Source organism: Desulfatibacillum alkenivorans DSM 16219 (assembly GCF_900142135.1).
Lineage (GTDB): Bacteria > Desulfobacterota > Desulfobacteria > Desulfobacterales > Desulfatibacillaceae > Desulfatibacillum > Desulfatibacillum alkenivorans.
In genome coordinates, this window is record NZ_FQZU01000012.1 from 1 (window position 1) to 16,427 (window position 16,427).

General features: G+C 56.0%; 12 protein-coding genes and 1 pseudogene. 3 read left to right on the forward strand and 10 right to left on the reverse strand.

Going from position 1 to position 16,427, the window contains the following annotated elements:
* A pseudogene (locus tag BUE18_RS11455) lies at positions 1-230 on the reverse strand (IS1380 family transposase); the annotation flags it as partial.
* Between the two features lie 428 nt (positions 231-658).
* Here BUE18_RS11455 and BUE18_RS28620 point away from each other — a divergent pair.
* Positions 659-4,255 (forward strand): beta strand repeat-containing protein, encoded by a 3,597-nt coding sequence (locus tag BUE18_RS28620; protein WP_073475789.1) that lies wholly within the window; start codon positions 659-661, stop codon positions 4,253-4,255.
* Between the two features lie 129 nt (positions 4,256-4,384).
* Here BUE18_RS28620 and BUE18_RS11465 read toward each other — a convergent pair whose 3' ends face one another.
* From BUE18_RS11465 to BUE18_RS11480, 4 genes are all read right to left on the reverse strand, one after another.
* Entirely contained in the window at positions 4,385-5,194 is an 810-nt protein-coding gene (locus tag BUE18_RS11465; RefSeq protein ID WP_073475790.1) for a 4Fe-4S binding protein, read from the reverse strand.
* Between the two features lie 88 nt (positions 5,195-5,282).
* The gene (locus BUE18_RS11470; protein WP_073475792.1) at positions 5,283-6,689 is read right to left on the reverse strand and encodes an MFS transporter; all 1,407 of its coding nucleotides are present in this window, start codon (positions 6,687-6,689) and stop codon (positions 5,283-5,285) included.
* 24 nt (positions 6,690-6,713) lie between these two features.
* Entirely contained in the window at positions 6,714-7,208 is a 495-nt protein-coding gene (locus tag BUE18_RS11475) for a DUF3124 domain-containing protein (protein ID WP_073475794.1), read from the reverse strand.
* A complete protein-coding gene (locus BUE18_RS11480) occupies positions 7,180-8,496 on the reverse strand; it encodes a TRM11 family SAM-dependent methyltransferase (RefSeq protein ID WP_083610967.1) in 1,317 nt (438 codons plus the stop codon). The genes BUE18_RS11475 and BUE18_RS11480 overlap by 29 nt, the downstream gene beginning before the upstream one ends.
* Before the next feature lie 464 nt (positions 8,497-8,960).
* Between BUE18_RS11480 and BUE18_RS11485 the strand changes: the two genes are divergently transcribed.
* On the forward strand, positions 8,961-10,346 hold the full coding sequence (locus tag BUE18_RS11485) for a dockerin type I domain-containing protein (RefSeq protein WP_073475798.1): 1,386 nt from the start codon (positions 8,961-8,963) through the stop codon (positions 10,344-10,346).
* Between the two features lie 515 nt (positions 10,347-10,861).
* Here the strand turns inward: BUE18_RS11485 and BUE18_RS11490 are convergent.
* The 5 genes from BUE18_RS11490 to BUE18_RS11510 all read right to left on the reverse strand — a co-directional run bounded on the left by BUE18_RS11490 (position 10,862) and on the right by BUE18_RS11510 (position 14,301).
* Positions 10,862-11,401: a 2-oxoacid:ferredoxin oxidoreductase subunit gamma family protein gene (locus BUE18_RS11490; protein WP_073475800.1), complete on the reverse strand. Its 540-nt coding sequence runs from the start codon at positions 11,399-11,401 to the stop codon at positions 10,862-10,864.
* Positions 11,401-12,168 carry a thiamine pyrophosphate-dependent enzyme gene (locus BUE18_RS11495; RefSeq protein ID WP_073475802.1) on the reverse strand — a complete coding sequence of 256 codons (768 nt, stop codon included), beginning with the start codon at positions 12,166-12,168 and terminating at the stop codon, positions 11,401-11,403. Before BUE18_RS11495 ends, BUE18_RS11490 begins: the two co-directional genes overlap by 1 nt.
* A complete protein-coding gene (locus BUE18_RS11500) occupies positions 12,165-13,223 on the reverse strand; it encodes a 3-methyl-2-oxobutanoate dehydrogenase subunit VorB (RefSeq protein WP_073475804.1) in 1,059 nt (352 codons plus the stop codon). Before BUE18_RS11500 ends, BUE18_RS11495 begins: the two co-directional genes overlap by 4 nt.
* 21 nt (positions 13,224-13,244) lie before the next feature.
* Complete coding sequence (locus tag BUE18_RS11505) at positions 13,245-13,448, reverse strand: 4Fe-4S dicluster domain-containing protein (RefSeq protein ID WP_073475805.1); 204 nt, start codon at positions 13,446-13,448, stop codon at positions 13,245-13,247.
* A 151-nt stretch (positions 13,449-13,599) separates the two neighbouring features.
* Positions 13,600-14,301 (reverse strand): DEAD/DEAH box helicase family protein, encoded by a 702-nt coding sequence (locus BUE18_RS11510; protein ID WP_073475807.1) that lies wholly within the window; start codon positions 14,299-14,301, stop codon positions 13,600-13,602.
* Between the two features lie 276 nt (positions 14,302-14,577).
* Between BUE18_RS11510 and pckA the strand changes: the two genes are divergently transcribed.
* Positions 14,578-16,167, forward strand: a complete 1,590-nt coding sequence (gene pckA, locus BUE18_RS11515) for a phosphoenolpyruvate carboxykinase (ATP) (RefSeq protein ID WP_073475808.1) — start codon at positions 14,578-14,580, stop codon at positions 16,165-16,167.
* The last annotated feature ends 260 nt before the right edge of the window (positions 16,168-16,427 follow it).

Below are 16,427 nucleotides of genomic sequence, written 5' to 3' on the forward strand. Positions count from 1 at the left end.
CGTAAATCCTCCAAGCTCCGGCCGCCTCCATGAAGCATCAAAATAAGCGGTTCAACAAAGGCGGACGGCGCATATCCCGCCCCTGAACCGGGTTTGGGCAAATTGCGGTTGACCAGAGCGTTCAATCCAAGGCCGTGAACAAACTCGCCGAACACAACCAACCCGGCATGGGCGGTGATTGTCTCGTTGGTGACTTCCAGCTTGAAAGGGAGGACTGTCTGTGTCATCATGGCTTCACCCCGTTGGTGATAGGTTGTTGTGGTCAACTCCATCCTATCTGCTTGTTTTCTCAAGCACAACGGGGTTTTTCATTTTTTTTCTCCCCATCAATCGCGGATCTGGGGATACTTACCTTTGTCGTTAATTTTGAAGGGGCCTATGTTTTTCCGGCAATTGAATTAAAAGAAGGGATGCCTTGCATCCAAGCATAATAATTTTTGACCTAATTCAAATGTTTTGCAATACTACTAAAAAACGAATAACTTTCAGTGGGTTATATACAATGACGATGACATCGAAACTTGTAAGCAACCTGTATTTTTGGAGCGTTGGCGCAATTGTTCTCGCGGCTTGCATAGTACTTCCCGGAACTTCTTTTGCGTTTACATGCGATTCCGGCGATTTGAACGGAACCTGCGTTATCTCTTCGACGCAACTCATGGCAAACGGCGAGGTCATTTCCGGAGCCGGCGACTTGATTATAGCCGACGGAGGCAGCCTGACGACCAATGCCGGAGAGAGCTTCAGCATCGCCATGGACGGCGACGTCGTCATCGAGTCCGGCGGCTCCATTGCAGGGAACCTTTCCAGCCTGACAGCCGCCAACCTTACCCTTGAATCCGGAGGAAGCATTAACGCAAATGGAAAGGGTTATGCCGGCGGCCTGGGGCCTGAACCTGGGGTAAGCGTCCACTCATACAAGCAAGGCGCCGGAGGCGGAGGGTATGGAGGATCAGGCGGAAACGGCCAAACGGGCGAGGGAGGAGACGTGTATGGATCTGTAACCACTCCTTCGGATTTCGGTTCCGGTGGGGGGAACGGCTCCTGCTATCCCGGCGGCGCCGGAGGCGGCGCTTTAATATTGGATGTTCCCGGTACTCTTTCATTGGATGGCTCCATCACCTCAAACGGCGGCGACGGCTCTGGCGGGGCTTCTTGCTATAGGGACTCGGGCGGGGGGGCCGGGGGAAGCATTTGGATAAACACAGGAACGCTGGATGGTGAGGGCTCCATCTCCGCCAATGGCGGGGGGGGAGGCGGCGCTTACGGAGGCGGAGGCGGAGGAGGCGGAGGCAGGATTGCCGTGTACTCCACCACCGATACCTCGGCCATTGACATGCAGGCCTATGGCGGCTGGAGCAAGTGGCAATGGGGAGCGGCAGGCGTCATTTATACAAAGTCCGCCTCCCAGGCTTACGGGGATTTAATTGTAGACAACAACGATATCTCCGCCCCCGGCACCAATCAGGTGCTTACCACCACACTCACGCTGGATAATATCACGCTCAGGAACAGCGGCAATTATGTCGTGCAGGAAAGTTGCGGCTTAAGCATAGAGGGAGTTTTTACGGGCTGTAATTCAAGCGGCAACCTCACCAACAATGGCGCCGTAACCCTGACATCATCCACGGTGCTTTCCAACGTGACCTTCACCAACAACGGAACCGTTTACGGGCTGGAAAACCTGGACCTGACCTCGTCGGCCGCGTTTTACTCCAACGGAGTCTTTGACGCCTTATCGGACCTGACCGTGGGCGCGGGTTCCACGGTTGAGTTTCAGAACCTCACTGCGGACAAGCCCATAACCATCACCAATGTCATGGTTCTGGACACCGGCGCAATAACCCATGAAGCCAATGGAGCGACCCAGGATCAGATATTAAACCTCCACGTGACCGGAGACCTGGACGTGCAGGCAGGCGGCAGCATTCACGCTAGCTTAAAGGGGTATAGCGGCGGTTACGGGCCGGAAGCGGGCGGCGCCGCCGATTACTACAAAGAAGGCGCAGGAGGCGGCGGCTACGGGGGCCGCGGCGGAGACGGGACCATGGGAGACGGGGCGACTATAGGGCTCGGCGGCGCTGAGTACGGTTCTGTAGAAACCCCCTCGGACATTGGATCAGCCGGAGGAAACGGGTCCTGCTATCCCGGCGGGGCCGGAGGGGGCGCAGTGCTGCTGGATGTGTCCGGAACTTTCACCCTGAATGGGACTGTCGCGGCGAATGGCGGCGACGGCTCCGGAGGGGCTTCCTGTTACAGAGACTCCGGTGGAGGCGCCGGAGGCAGCGTCCTGATTACTGCAAATTCCCTGGCCGGAAGCGGCTCTATAACAGCCAATGGCGGGGCTGGCGGCGGGGCTTACGCCGGCGCAGGAGGCGGGGCTGGAGGCAGGATAGCCGTTTACTCCACCACCGATACTTCCGCCCTGACCATGGAGGCCTATGGGGGGTGGAGCAAGCGCCAGTACGGGGGGGCAGGCGCCATTTACACCAAAACCGGCTCTGCTACCCTTGGAGATCTTCTTATTGACAACAACGGCATTGCCACTTTCGCAACCACCCAGGTGCTTACCACAACCCTGCTGTTGAATAACCTCACGGTAAAAAACATGGGGTACTATGTGGTGCCGGAAAGCAGCTCCCTGTCCATAGAAGGGGATTTTACGGACTGCACGACCAGCGGATCTTTTACCAATAACGGGGTGGTGACTCTGCCTGTATCCACGGTGCTTACCAACGTTGTTTTTTATAACAACGGAGATATTTTTGGACCCACCGACCTTGATCTTGCTTCTGGGACCTCTTTTTACTCCAACGGGAATTTCGATGCCCTGACAGACCTGACAATAGGGTCAGGGGCCACCTTCGAATTTCAGAACATCGCCCCGGACAAGCCTTTTAGCCTTGGCAATATAACAGTCCGAAATTCCGGAGTGCTGACCCACAAAGCCAATGGGTCCACTCGGGAGAATATACTCTATCTGCACGTGGCAAACAACGTGGACGTCCAGGCCGGAGGCAGTATTTCGGTCGACGCAAAAGGCTATGCCACGGGCGCAGGCCCAGGCGCCGGAGCAACCGGTGACGGATATGCCGGAGGCGCGGGCGGTGCAGGCCACGCCGGCGCGGGAGGCAACGGTTCTACCGGAGCAGGAGGCGATGCATACGGAACGCTGACCAGTCCTGAAGAGCTTGGCTCCGGAGGAGGATACTGCACACAATACGCCTTTTCGGGCGGCGCAGGCGGCGGCGCTATTCGCATGGTGATTTCCGGAACACTAACTTTGGATGGTTCAATCACTTCCAATGGCGCAAACGGTGCAAACGGACAATATGCCTCAGCAGGCGGCGGGGCTGGAGGAAGCATCTGGATTACGGCCAATAACCTGGAAGGAAACGGCTCCCTATACGCCAACGGCGGAAACGGAATTCCCTGGTACGGCCATGGCGGCGGCGGCGGGGGCGGACGCATTCAGATTGACGCAGACGCCGACTCTTCTTCTCTGACTAAATTGGCTATCGGCGGAACCGGTTTCCAAACAGGAGAAATCGGAACGATTTATCCCATTCCGCCGAAAGCGATCACGTCTTTTATGATCGAGTCTCTTTCGGCCATAGGAGAAATTGACGAAGACGCCAAGTCCGTTACGTTAACGGCGCCCTACGGAACAAGCCTCATGGGTCTTACGCCCACCATCGCCATAACGGGCGTTTCCGTCTCTCCTGCTTCGGGCGCCGCCCAGGATTTTACGGACGGGGTTCCCGTCACCTACACCGTCACGGCCTACGACACCTCCACACAGGACTACGGCGTGACCATCAATCTGGATCCTCCCAGTTCCAACAACACCATAACCAGCGCCGTTTACACCATCAGCGCCGGCGGAACGGCCAACGAGACCATTGTCAACGTTCCTTTCGGAATATCCCTGGCGGACTTCCTGGCGGCCCTCACGGCTGGGGATGCATACCAGTCCTGGGATTCATCGGACCTGACCGATCCCGTCATTTCCCGCCAGGAGCTTATTGTGACCGCCCAGGATGGGACGTCCGTGACTTACATCGTGTACATAAATCTTACGCCCGGAGACGTGAATCACGACGGCTTGGTTGCCATGGAGGACCTGATCCTGAGCATTCAGGCCACCGCCGGGCTGGAAACCGCCGCGCCCGTCTATGGCAATGCGGACGTCAATGGGGACGGCGTGCTGGGGTTGACGGACAGCCTGTATATCATGCGTGAGGTGCTGAAGTAGAAACGGATCCGGAGTTTTGAAATGGGAAAGGCGCCCTGAGCAGGTCAGGGCGCCTTTGGCTTTTTTTATTAGGGATTTTTTCGCATCCTTCCGGTTGACTTCAAACCAGAATTACAGCGGCCGTTCTGACTATACGAAACTCTGGGGCTCTCTCCGAGCCTGGTAGTGCTTGCACACCCAACCGAAAATTTTTGCAATATCCGGATTGTTCACCTCCCGCGCGTTCACGGGGCAGCCTTTAATGCAGGCGCAGCACAGAATGCAGGCCATGTTGTCGGTCTTGACGGCATCGTTTTCAATGGTGATGGCGCCCATGGGGCACATTTCCACGCAGTCTCCGCACAAGGTGCAGGTTTCTTCAATGGTGGAGGCGGCAATGTGCTCCCAGGCGCTTCTGTCGCGGAAGATATAGGGCTTGTTGCCGGGAACTTCGACCAACGCCGCGTCGTCAACCGCTTCCAGGCCGTCCAGCTTGGCGCGGATCCGGGCGCCGAAGTCCTTGGCCTTTCCCAGGTCCTCTGCGTCCGGGCGTCCGTTGGCCAGGGGTTTGTCTTCGCTGGCGAAAGAATGCTCGCCGATAAACGCCCCGCCCGCAATGGGCAAAAAGCCCCATTCCTTGCTCAGGTCGCTCAATTCGATCAATGCGTCTTCAAAATCCCGGTTGCCGTACATGACTACGATCACCGCCGGGGTTTTGTCGCCTTTCAGTCGTTCCAACCTGGGAATGGCGGCTCTGGCAACCCTGCCTTCGTAAACCGGGACGCCCATGACAACCAATTCATCTGCTTTCGCTTCAATGCTTCCATCGTCAGGTTGCGGCAGGGTCAGGTCGACGTCTTCGACATTTTCCACGCCAATGCCTTCGGCGATGCTTTGGAGGACTTTTCTGGTGGTTCCCGTGGGGGAGAAATACGCTAATTTCAAGGCCTGAAAATTCATATGCGGACTCCTTTAACAGATTGGGTTAATTATAAAATACCAATATGAGATTAAGGCATAGCACAGCCAGATGCCAAATTCCGTCCGACTATTTTTCGGGGGGGTATCCCATCTCCTCCTGAGGCCTGATTTCCTTATGCTCCCTGGATCCCCGGAGCAGCCAGGCGCCCAGAATGACCAAAACCACCAGCCCGATCAGGAAGTACCCCACAAAGTAAATCATGGAATCGATGAACACGGCGTTCTTCAGGGCCAATTCCTCCATGCCCGGCTGGTCCGCCGAAAGGCCGGTGCGCAGCCGCGCCAGAAGCAACGAATAAAGAATGCCGATGGCGCCGTAGCCCAGGTTCAGGGCGAGCCCCTTGAAGCTCAGCACTGTGGCCCGCCTGTCCGACCGGGTGGCCCGGTTGATGTAAAAACTCAGGAAAAAATCCAGCACGTTCATGTTGGCGAATAAAAGCATGGCCGGAATCACGCCCCACCAGGGGATGAATAGGGACATGCCCGAAACCCCGGCAAGCACCACAACAGCCATGAAGCCCAGGTTGAACAGCGGGGTTTTGTTTTCCGATAAATATCTGGCCAGACGGGGCACGAAAAAACCCATGACGGCAATGCCCGCCCAAATCAAGCCGAACAGAGCCTCCGGGACGTCTATCAACCGGTAATACTGGCTGGCCATGGTGACGATCATACGGGCCACGCTGTCGAAAAGCAGCCCGGTCATGATGACCGTCAGCACAAAGGGCGTGCGCAAAATCCAGCGTCCCGCCCGAAAAGTAATGGCAAAGGCGTCTTTCACCGACGGGGCGGAATCCTCTTCCCTGCCGCCTTCGTCCACCCTTTCTTCCTTCATCATCAGGGTGACGGCCAGAGTCATCACAGCCAGGACCAAGGTCATGTAGATAGGCAGGCGCAAGGTGGTTTCCTGGGTGACGGCCATATCCGAACCCAGCCACGAAACGACTTTCTGCACCACGGTGGGGTCGTAGACGATGCCGCCCAATATCATGGCGAAGATAAATCCCACGGACTTGAACCGGATGCGCCAGTCCATGATAACGCCCCAGTCGTTGGGATCTCCGTACTTTTTTAGCGTGTCGTAAGCGATGGCCTCGTCCGCGCCGCTGGCTGATGCCTCGGCCACGCCGCTGCAAATGCGGTTGATGGCGAAAACCAGAAACAACAGGTTGGGGTTGCCCCGGGGGCAAAAGGCGATCAAAAGCATTTCCAGCACCATGAGCGCGCCGGCCAACACCAGCAGGCGCTTTCTGCCGAATGCGTCGGCCAAAGCGCCGGAAGGCACCTCGCACATGACGATGGTGGCCGCCCAGATGGCGTTCAATATGGCGAACTGGCTTAATGTCAGGCCAAAGTCCAAAAACAGGATGGAAAAAACCGGGTAGTAAAACCGGGAATTGAAAAAGACTCCAAAGGCTACAAATAATTTGACGTTGCGTAAGGCGAATGGAGACGGCTTTTTTTCGCTTTGCATTGTTGACCGAATCTTCCTTCTTTTTTAATCTTTGGTATCTATGACCTTCGCCGGGCATAAAAACGAAATCCCCTGGCCGCCCTTAAGACCCAGCATCAGGGCCTCGATAACAGGCTCATTAACCAGTCCCTTGGCCTGCCAGGTAATGATGAAATTGGCGCCCGGGCCTCCCTTTTCATCATATTCCTTAATGTAAATATGCGTGGATGCCAAGGGGGCGAGGTCTTTTCCTCCCGGGAAATAACTTTCCACCAGCTTGCCTTCGTTATTGTAATAATCGGCGCGAACGATTTTGATGGACTCTTTGGGGTCTGTGTTGCGGATGCTCACCATGGCGGCGAGCTGAAACACATTAGCCCTGGGGCCGGAATAAACATTGGAATATACGGGCACATATACGGTCTGGCCCTTGGACAGCACAGGCTGGTCCATGGCCGGGGCCAAGCCGGGTAAAATAAAAACAAGCAGAAGACTGAAAAATACAAGACGTCTACGGGCGATTTTTTTTCCTCGGTGCATTAGGCTTCCTCCCTGGTTTGGCTTTGGGGCGTCCGGGACCGGACCCTTTGGCTGCAGGCTTGCCCTGGCTCCTGTTCGGGCCGGGCCTTTCCGGTCCGTCTTTCTTGCCGGGCTTTTGAAATCCGCCGCCGCTGCGGCTTTTTTCCGGCTGCTCCCACTGGTCCGATCCTGAATGCCTGCCTTGCCTGCCCTGGCGATACGGCTTGCCCCTGCCTGAGCTTCTCGGCGATTCAGGCTGATCCTCGTCCTTATAACTCCGCTGGCGGCCCCTCGTATTCCAGGACTTGCTGCGTCCGTCCTTTTTATTCTCACCCTGCTTTTTACCCTGCCTAGCGGGTTTATCTCCGTCCTTTTTTTTATCCCAAGCGGGTTTATCCCCATCCCTTTTTCCCTGCCAAGCGGGTTTATCTCCGTCCTTTTTTTTATCCCAAGCGGGTTTATCCCCATCCCTTTTTCCCTGCCTAGCGGGTTTGTCTCCATCCCTTTTTCTCTCCCAAGCGGGTTTGAACCCATTCCTTTTGGGCTTTCGGGTTTCCACATGATCCTGGATTTCCTGCTTGGGCCTGCGGTCGGGCAGCCATTTTTTGGGCGCCGCTTTGCTTTGCAAGGGCTTGTGCATGATGAACAGGTAATTAAATCCGCGCAGGAAAAAATTGCCCTCCACAGCCGCCGTATGCCAGTTGTTCTTTTTCAATTTGGCGTTATGCCGGACCACGCAGATGATGTCCACGGGATCGAAGTATTTTTGCATTCGTCGAAACAACTCAAACCCGATGGCGTGGAAAGCCTTGTCCTTTTCAAAGGAATCGGAAACGTACAACGCCATGAAACGGTCCGGCCGCAAAATCCGGTTGATCTCCCCGATCACCGTATCCATGGCCTGGTAATAATCCGGCCCGTCGGCGGAAAGCTCGCCAATGCACTCGGGCAGGCCCGAGTATTTTACGTGGGTGGAGTAGGGCGGGTCGATAAACACAAAATCCGCCTTTCCGTCCTCCAAAGGCAATTTTCGGGCGTCAGATCGGAAGATATCCTTCCGGGTGGGCTGAAGGTCGTAGCCAAGCGCCCTGCGGGAGATGTCCCGGGCCACATCCAGGGTGGTGCCGCTGCCGGCCATGGGGTCCACCACCAGATCCTTGGGCTTGGTGTAGCGCTGTAAAAGGTTCCAGATGATCCAGGACGGCGTGGCGCCGAGGTAGTTTTTGTCGCCCTGATTTCCGTCTCCGTAATGCTGGGACGGGTATTCCCATAACGTGGTGGTTTGCAATTCCAACGGCGGTTTTGGCATGGCTGATTCCAATAATGAGTATGAAGGCCTGCAAAACAGGCCAATGTAAAGAATTACCATGGCCGGGCCTGGATATTCAATGGAAATCATATGCGGAGGCTGTTTTGCCTTAGTGACTATGGGCCGGCGTAATGTTATGGAAGCCTTTCGAATTTCCCGGCGTTTGACTTACAGCGTTTGACTTACATCTTGACTACAGAGGAGGGGGCCGCTATTCTATACCTGCTCTGTGGAGCAGCGTTTGTGTTGAGTACCTTGCGAAGTATCTGGAACGGTGAAGACCGGAACCAGCTATTTGGTAAAGTCCCTCCCCTAAGCGCTCTTTTGGTCGGTGTAACAAAATTTTAAAAATTGCAGGTAAATCCCGCCTTAGGAGATTTGTCCCAATTGCCCCTTGCTGTCTTGCAAGGGGGACGCCCCCGCCGTGTCTTCAACAGCCTGCAAGGAAAAATGAGGGAGATCGAATGAAGGTTTTGTTTCAAACGGTAATCATATTGATTGCTTGGGTGAGCTGCGCCTATGCGGCCCCGTTTCGGCTGCCTATCCCGGATGGAATCAGCATCCATGCCTATGCAATGAGCGATTCCTATATTTTTGCGGGAGCGCCCGGAGCAACAGTAGGTGAGAACGCTAACCAGGGAGCCGTCCTTGTTTATGAAAGAACGGGAGACAATACCTGGGAGCACACCACAACCATTCACGCTTCCGATGGCGACCAAAGCGATTATTTCGGATATTCGGTGGCCTATAACGGGTCCGGAACATTGATCGTGGGCGCTTATGGCGCCGAGTACGAAGGCTATAATCGCGGCGCCATTTACAAGTTTAACCTTTCCGGCGGACACTGGGGCTCCGGAACCAAATACGGCAATGAGAATTGTAATAGAAAATTTGGGCTCTCTCTTGACTGTTTTCAGGACACAATCATCGTAGGCGCCCCGCAACATTACGACGGAGGTTATGTGGGCATGGTCACCATCATGGACATGTCCAACGGGGACATCCTGAGGCAGCACACAGGAACGCCCTCGACCGTCTCGGGTCATACCGGCTCCCGGCTAGGGACGGATGTGGGCATTTATGGAAGGTATGCGGTCGCCTCCGCTCCCGGAGACAGGAATAGCGGCTCCAGAGAAGGACGCATATGGGTCTTTGATGAAGAGATTGAGGATCTCGCCGGAAATCCGTTCGGGGTTAAACAATACCTTGAGAATCCCGTCAGCACGTCGGAGTATCTTTATTTTGGACGAAAAGTGGCCCTTTCCCACGTGACGCGAGACCTTCTGGTCGGCGATTGCGACGAAAGCAGCGTGGCGGATTATGCCGGGGTTGTTCACCATTTTTACCTGAATCCCATAAGTGGAAACTGGGAGTTGCTGGAAACCTATAGGGGCGAAGCAAGTCCGGGTTATGCTTTTGGAGCGGCCATCGCAATATCCGGAGATACCGCTTTAATCGGAGCGCCGGGATACTGGAATCTGCCATATATGGGAGCTGTATACAGATACAAACATGGAAGCGCCTGGTCCTACAAGGACATGCTTGTCGACGTGACCGGGACGGCCAATCCAGGCTTCGGCGGGGGGAATATTTGCATTTCCGACGATTATTACCTGATTGACGAGATTGTATGTAAAAAAACCGATGACATGTCGCTCCATTTTGTTTCGCCAGGCGACGTCAACGACAGCGGCGCGGTCAACCTGATAGACGCCGTGCTTGCGCTTCAGGCCCTGGCCGGGATGGAGACGGCCGGGGAGGTCTACGCCGCGGCGGATTTCAACGACGACGGCAAGATCGGCTTGGCCGAGGTGATGTATATCCTCCAGGCTATTCGCACTGGCAAATAGCCTGCAAAACAATTCCATTTGCCGTGTAATGGCAGGCCCCGCACCTGCCATGGACGCGCTTTGCGCGGCCCGCAAGGCATTGCATGCCGCGGCTGCCGGTTGACGGCGGAGGCGGGTTATAATGTTGGCGACGGCGCCGGATTAAAATATCGGCGCCCCTTGGGGTCGCGTAGTTTCAGGGCTTGCCCTGCAAAGACGCGCCTGGCGCGCCCCCCAAAGCACAGCAAGCTGTGCGACTACATTGCGCCATTATTCCACGAAGTCTGAATTCTGACCCATATCCATGGGTAGCCCTGGCAGAGCGGCATCCTGCCAGGGCCGCGAAGCGGCATGTTGCTCGGCCGGTTATAATTTAAAGCTCCTCTTTGGTTGGGCGAACGGATGGCCTTTTTATAAGGAAACAGGCTGTATGCTATGAATTTCCGCCCCCCCCAGGTCCATGCCTAATAAAAAAGGGGAAGAAGCCTTTTTGTCCCGGCTTCTTCCCCTTTTGGGATCAATCTGTCTTACGGCTATCAGGACACGTAGGATGCGCCTTTGTCGATGGCCGCCATGTTGGTTTCCAAGAGGGCGGGGTTCTTTTCTTTCATCATGTGGGAAAGATAGTCTTCCACGCTCTTGCGTTCCACGCAGCCGGTGAGCTGGAGCAAAGCGCCTACGCCCACCATATTGGCGGCCTTGACGTTGCCGATTTCCTCGGCGATTTTGGTCAAGGGGACCGGAGCCAGCTTGATTTTATCCTTGTTCTCCGGGTCGCCGCACAGGTCGGAATTGGTGATGATGAGGCCGCCGTCCTTGGTGTCCTTGGCGAACTTGTCCAAAGAGGGCTGGTTCAGAGCCACCAGCACGTCCATCTTGGTGAAGATGGGGGAGCCCACGGGCTTATCCGAGACCACCACCATGACGTTGGCCGTGCCGCCGCGCATTTCAGGGCCGTAGGAAGGCAGCCAGGTTACAAACTTGCCTTCGGCCATGCCGGCTTCGGCCACCAGCTTGCCGATCAGGAGTGCGCCTTGTCCGCCGAATCCCGCGCAAAGAATTCTTGTGGTCGCCATTATTCCGCCTCCTTTTCCTTGGCTTCTTCAGCCGCCCTGTCTTTGAACACGCCCAGGGGGAAGATGGGAAGCATGTTTTCCCTGGCCCACTCCCTGGCCTTCAGGGGATCCATGCCCCAGTTGGTGGGGCAGGTGGAAATCATTTCCACAAAGGAAAGGCCTTTGCCGTCAGTATTGTACTGGAGGGCCTTTTTAACAGCCTTTTTGGCCTTGAGGATTTCCTTGGGCGAAAGCAGGGACACCCGCTCGATGTAATTGGGCATTTCAAGCTGGGACAAAATCTCGCACAGCCTCATGGGGAAGCCTGTGTCGCTCACGTCCCTGCCGTAGGGGGCGGTGGTCGCCTTCATGCCGGGCAGGGTGGTGGGCGCCATCTGGCCGCCTGTCATGCCGTAGGTGGCGTTGTTCACGAAGAAAATCGTGATGTTTTCGCTGCGGTTGGCTGCATGGATGGTTTCCGCCGTGCCGATGGCCGCCAGGTCGCCGTCGCCCTGATAGGTGAAGACGATCCGGTCGGGACGGGCGCGGTGCATGCCTGTGGCCACGGCCGGCGCCCTGCCGTGGGGCACCTGGATGACGTCGCAGGCGAAAAAGTTGTATGCAAAAACCGAACAGCCCACGGGCGCGATGCCGATGGTCTTTTCGATGATTCCCAGTTCCTCCATGGACTCGCCGATGAGCCGGTGGGCCACGCCGTGCAGACAGCCGGGGCAGTAGCTCAGTTTGGCGTCCGTGAGTCCTTTGGTTCTTCCTTTAAAAACAGTCATGATATTTTCTCCCTGATTAAAGAAACAATCTCTTCGGGAGTGAAAACCACGCCCCCGGCCTTGCCGATGAATTCCACCGGACATTCGCCGCAGACCGCCAGCTTCACGTCTTCCACCATCTGGCCCATGCTGAGCTCGATGGTAATGACCTTTTCCTTGCCCTTGGCCGCTTCCGCCACCGCGTCGTAGGGATAGGGCCACAGTGTGATGGGGCGGATCAAGGCCAGTTCCACGCCTTCTTCCTTCAGGGCGTCCACGGCGGACTTGGCCACGCGGGCGGCCGTGCCGTGGGCCACGATCAGGTATTTGGCGCCGGAGTCCATGTTATAGGTCTCAAAACGGGTTTCGTTTTTCTTGATCTCCTCGTAGACCTTAAACAGGGTTTCCGTTTTTTCCTGAAGCACGTACGGGTCAATGTACAGGGAGTTGATGATGTGCCGGTCATCCGGAGTTCTCCGTGCGCCCAAAGCCCATTCCGAGGGATCCTTTTGGGGAGGATAAGCGTCCGGAAACTCCACGGGCTCCATCATCTGGCCCAGCATGCCGTCGCCCAGGATCATGACCGGAGTCAGGTACTTTTCGGCGATCTCAAAGGCCATGGGGGCCATGTCGGCGAATTCCTGGACCGTGGACGGGCTCAGCACCGGCGTATAATAATCGCCGTGTCCGCCGCCGCGGGTGGCCTGAAAATAATCGCACTGCATGGGCGCGATGTTGCCCAGGCCCGGGCCTCCACGGGTTACGTTCACGATGACTGCGGGAAGCCTGGAAGCCGCAATGTAAGAGATGCCCTCTTGTTTGAGGGAAATGCCGGGGGAGGAGGAGGAGGTCATAACCCGCACTCCACATGCAGCGGCGCCAAGCACCATGTTGATTGCCGCCACTTCGCTCTCGGCCTGCAAAAAGGTGCCGTCAACCAGAGGCATCTTTTTGGCCATGTATTCGATCAATTCACTTTGGGGGGTGATGGGGTATGCGAAATAGTGGCGGCATCCGGCCAGTATGGCGGCCTCAGCCACTGCCTCGTTCCCCTTCATCAGAACCTTTTTGCCCATTTTCGTCAAACTCCTCGCCAGCTATTTTTCTATGGTGATGGCCCCGTCAGGGCAGGTCACGTAACAAAGGGTGCAGGCGTTGCACTTGTCCTGATCCACGCAAACGGCGGGATGGTATCCCGCATCGTTCAGGTGTGAGGCAAGTTCAATGATCTTCTTGGGGCAGGCTTCGATGCATAAGCCGCATCCTTTGCAATAGAACTCGTTAACAGTCATCCTCGCCATCTAAAAATCTCCTAGCCTTCGGTCCGAATGTCGCACTTCATTTTAAAGTGAAGCGTCTCTCGGAATCAGCGCAGCAAGCTGCGGGGTATTTACCCACTCAAGAATAAAATAATTGCGCCGGGGGCTCCGTGCTTGCGTTTCGACGTGCGTCTTAACACCGGTAGGCCTTGCGGCATCCGGGCTCCCATGGCTTTTTCATAAACTTCTTCAGCACCACCAATTCTGCGTCCAGGGCCGAGGCGTCCACGTTGTCCAGATGGTCTTCCAGCACGCAGACCCTTGTAAACTTTGCATTCAGAGCCCCTGCAGCCTCCCTGGCCGCGGCAATTCCTTCCACGACCACGTCGGTGTCGGTGAACTCCATCAGGTGGGAGTTGGCCACGAGTTCTGTGATTTGCAGTCCCGAAGCCCTCTGAATCATGGCCGCCATGTTCAGAACTTTTTCCAAATCTTCCGTTTCCGGCCGCCGGGTGTTCACGATCAGGGCCATGCTGTAAGCCCTGGCCATGATATCCTGGGAAAACCGGCCCAATACCCGGGCGCCCATGGGGTCTCCCCCAACGTCCAGGATGACCGTCCGGTCCGTGCGCTTGACCGCCCCTTTTACACGGGGCGAAAGCATGGGCAAATCCGCATGGGTGAAAGCCCCTTCAGGCGCCACCACTTCAATGCCCAGACTGCTGAATTGGTCCCGTACGTCCCGGCTGCGAAAATAAGGATTGACCACGTCCAGATCCACCAAAGTGGTGGGCGCGCCGCCCTGATTCTTTTCTACAGCAAGGTTTACAGCGTATTCCGTCTTGCCGCTGCCATACGAACCTGTTATTATCAGCAAATCCTGGCTATTTTCCATAGAACTTCTCCCGGCCTCGCCCGCCCCGGTCGGCGAGCGTTTGTGGCACGTAAAGTGCACCAGTTTTTAGTCTTAGGACCTTGTTGTCAAGCTTTTTGTGCGCCGGCTTTTCTTCGGCCGGTTGAAAACTTGCCTTAAGATCTTAATATTTTAACTTATATGAATGATTTGCAGGCCTTTGGCAGGCGTGCAAGCCCCCTGTCCGAAATTTGTCAAAGCGTCAAATTTCGGTGTTTGATAATGACGAACAATTCCCCTTTCCAAGGAGGTTGAACAATGTCCCCGGAAGAAAAACGCAAACAGGATCTGAAAGCCCTGGGCCTGAAAAACCTGGGACAAGTTTATTGGAACCTATCCACCCCCGGCCTTTACGAAGAATCCATTAAACGGCGCGAAGGCGTCATGGCCCACCTGGGGCCCATTGTGGTCCGCACTGGCCAGCACACCGGCCGCTCCCCCCACGACAAGTTTATGGTCCGGGAACCGTCCAGCCAGGACCAACTCTGGTGGGGCGACGTAAACAAAGGGCTTTCCGAGGAAAAATTCAATATCCTGCTGCATCGCCTCATGGCCTACGTCCAGGGCAAGGACCTTTTCGTCCAGGACTGCTACGCCGGCCAGGACCCGGAATTCCGGGTTCCTATAAGGGTAATCACGGAAACGGCCTGGCACAACCTGTTCGCCCGAAATCTTTTTGTGCAGGTCAAGGACCAGGACGAAATGGAGTCCCATTATCCGGAGTTCACCATTCTTAACGTCCCCCGGTTCCAGGCCGTGCCCGAACTGGACGGGACCTACTCCGAGGCCTTTATCATCGTCAACCTGGGCCGGAAACTCATCCTCATCGGAGGGACCGCCTATGCGGGTGAAATCAAAAAGTCGGTCTTCACCCTCATGAATTACCTGCTGCCCCAAAAGGAAGTGCTTTCCATGCATTGCTCCGTGAACGTGGGCCAGGACGGCGACGCAGCCGTGTTTTTCGGATTGTCAGGGACCGGCAAGACCACCCTCTCCGCCGACCCGGAGCGCGCCCTCATCGGCGACGACGAGCACGGCTGGAGCGACCGGGGCCTGTTTAATTTCGAGGGAGGGTGCTACGCCAAGGTCATCCGGTTATCCAAAACCGCGGAGCCGGAAATCTACGAATGCACCCGCAAATTCGGAACCATCCTGGAAAACGTGGGAATCAACCTGCGCACCCGGCGCGTAGACCTGGACGACGACAGCCTGACGGAAAACACCCGGGCGGCCTACCCCATCGCCCACATTCCCAGCGCCATGCGCGAGGGCGTGTGCGGACACCCCAAGAATGTGGTCATGCTCACCTGCGACGCCTTCGGCGTCATGCCTCCCCTGGCCAGGCTGACCGCCGCCCAGGCCGAATACCACTTTTTGTCCGGCTACACCGCCAAGGTGGCGGGCACGGAAGCCGGAGTGAATGAGCCCAAAGCCACCTTCAGCACCTGCTTCGGCGCCCCCTTTATGGCCTTGGAGCCCCATGTATACGCCGATCTTTTGCGGAAAAAGGTTCTGAAGCACGAGGTCAAATGCTGGCTTTTGAACACGGGGTGGGCCGGCGAGCCCGCCTCGAAGGCCGGCCGGATTTCCATCAAGTACAGCCGGGCTTTGGTCAAGGCCGCCCTCACCGGCGCTCTGGACAACGTGGAATACCGCAAGGATCCCCTGTTTAATTTCGAGGTTCCGGTTTCCTGCCCCGGAGTTCCCGGGGAAATTCTGAATCCCAGAAATCAGGCCAAGGACCCTGCGGAATACGACCAAAGAGCCCAAAAGCTGGCCCAGGATTTTAAAAAGAATTTCGAGCAGTTCGCCGCCAAGGTGCCCGACGAAGTCAAAAACGTTTTGTAACCAGTCAACAACAGGAGGGTCTTCTGCGCAAAGGAGGCCCTTTTTTTCATGATTTCAGTCTTCCCACATCAGTCGTCAGGGATGAGAGGCAATGGGGATTTCGTCACCGGAATTGGAAAACAAAGTCAATTACCCTGGATTTAAAACGTGGTTTAGCTGGTCAGCAACGCCTAATGTTTCTCGTCATCTTGGCAGGCGCATTCATGGTTCAGCACGTCCATTCTGAAGGAGGCATAGCCCTTTGTCAGCGCTAAAAACGC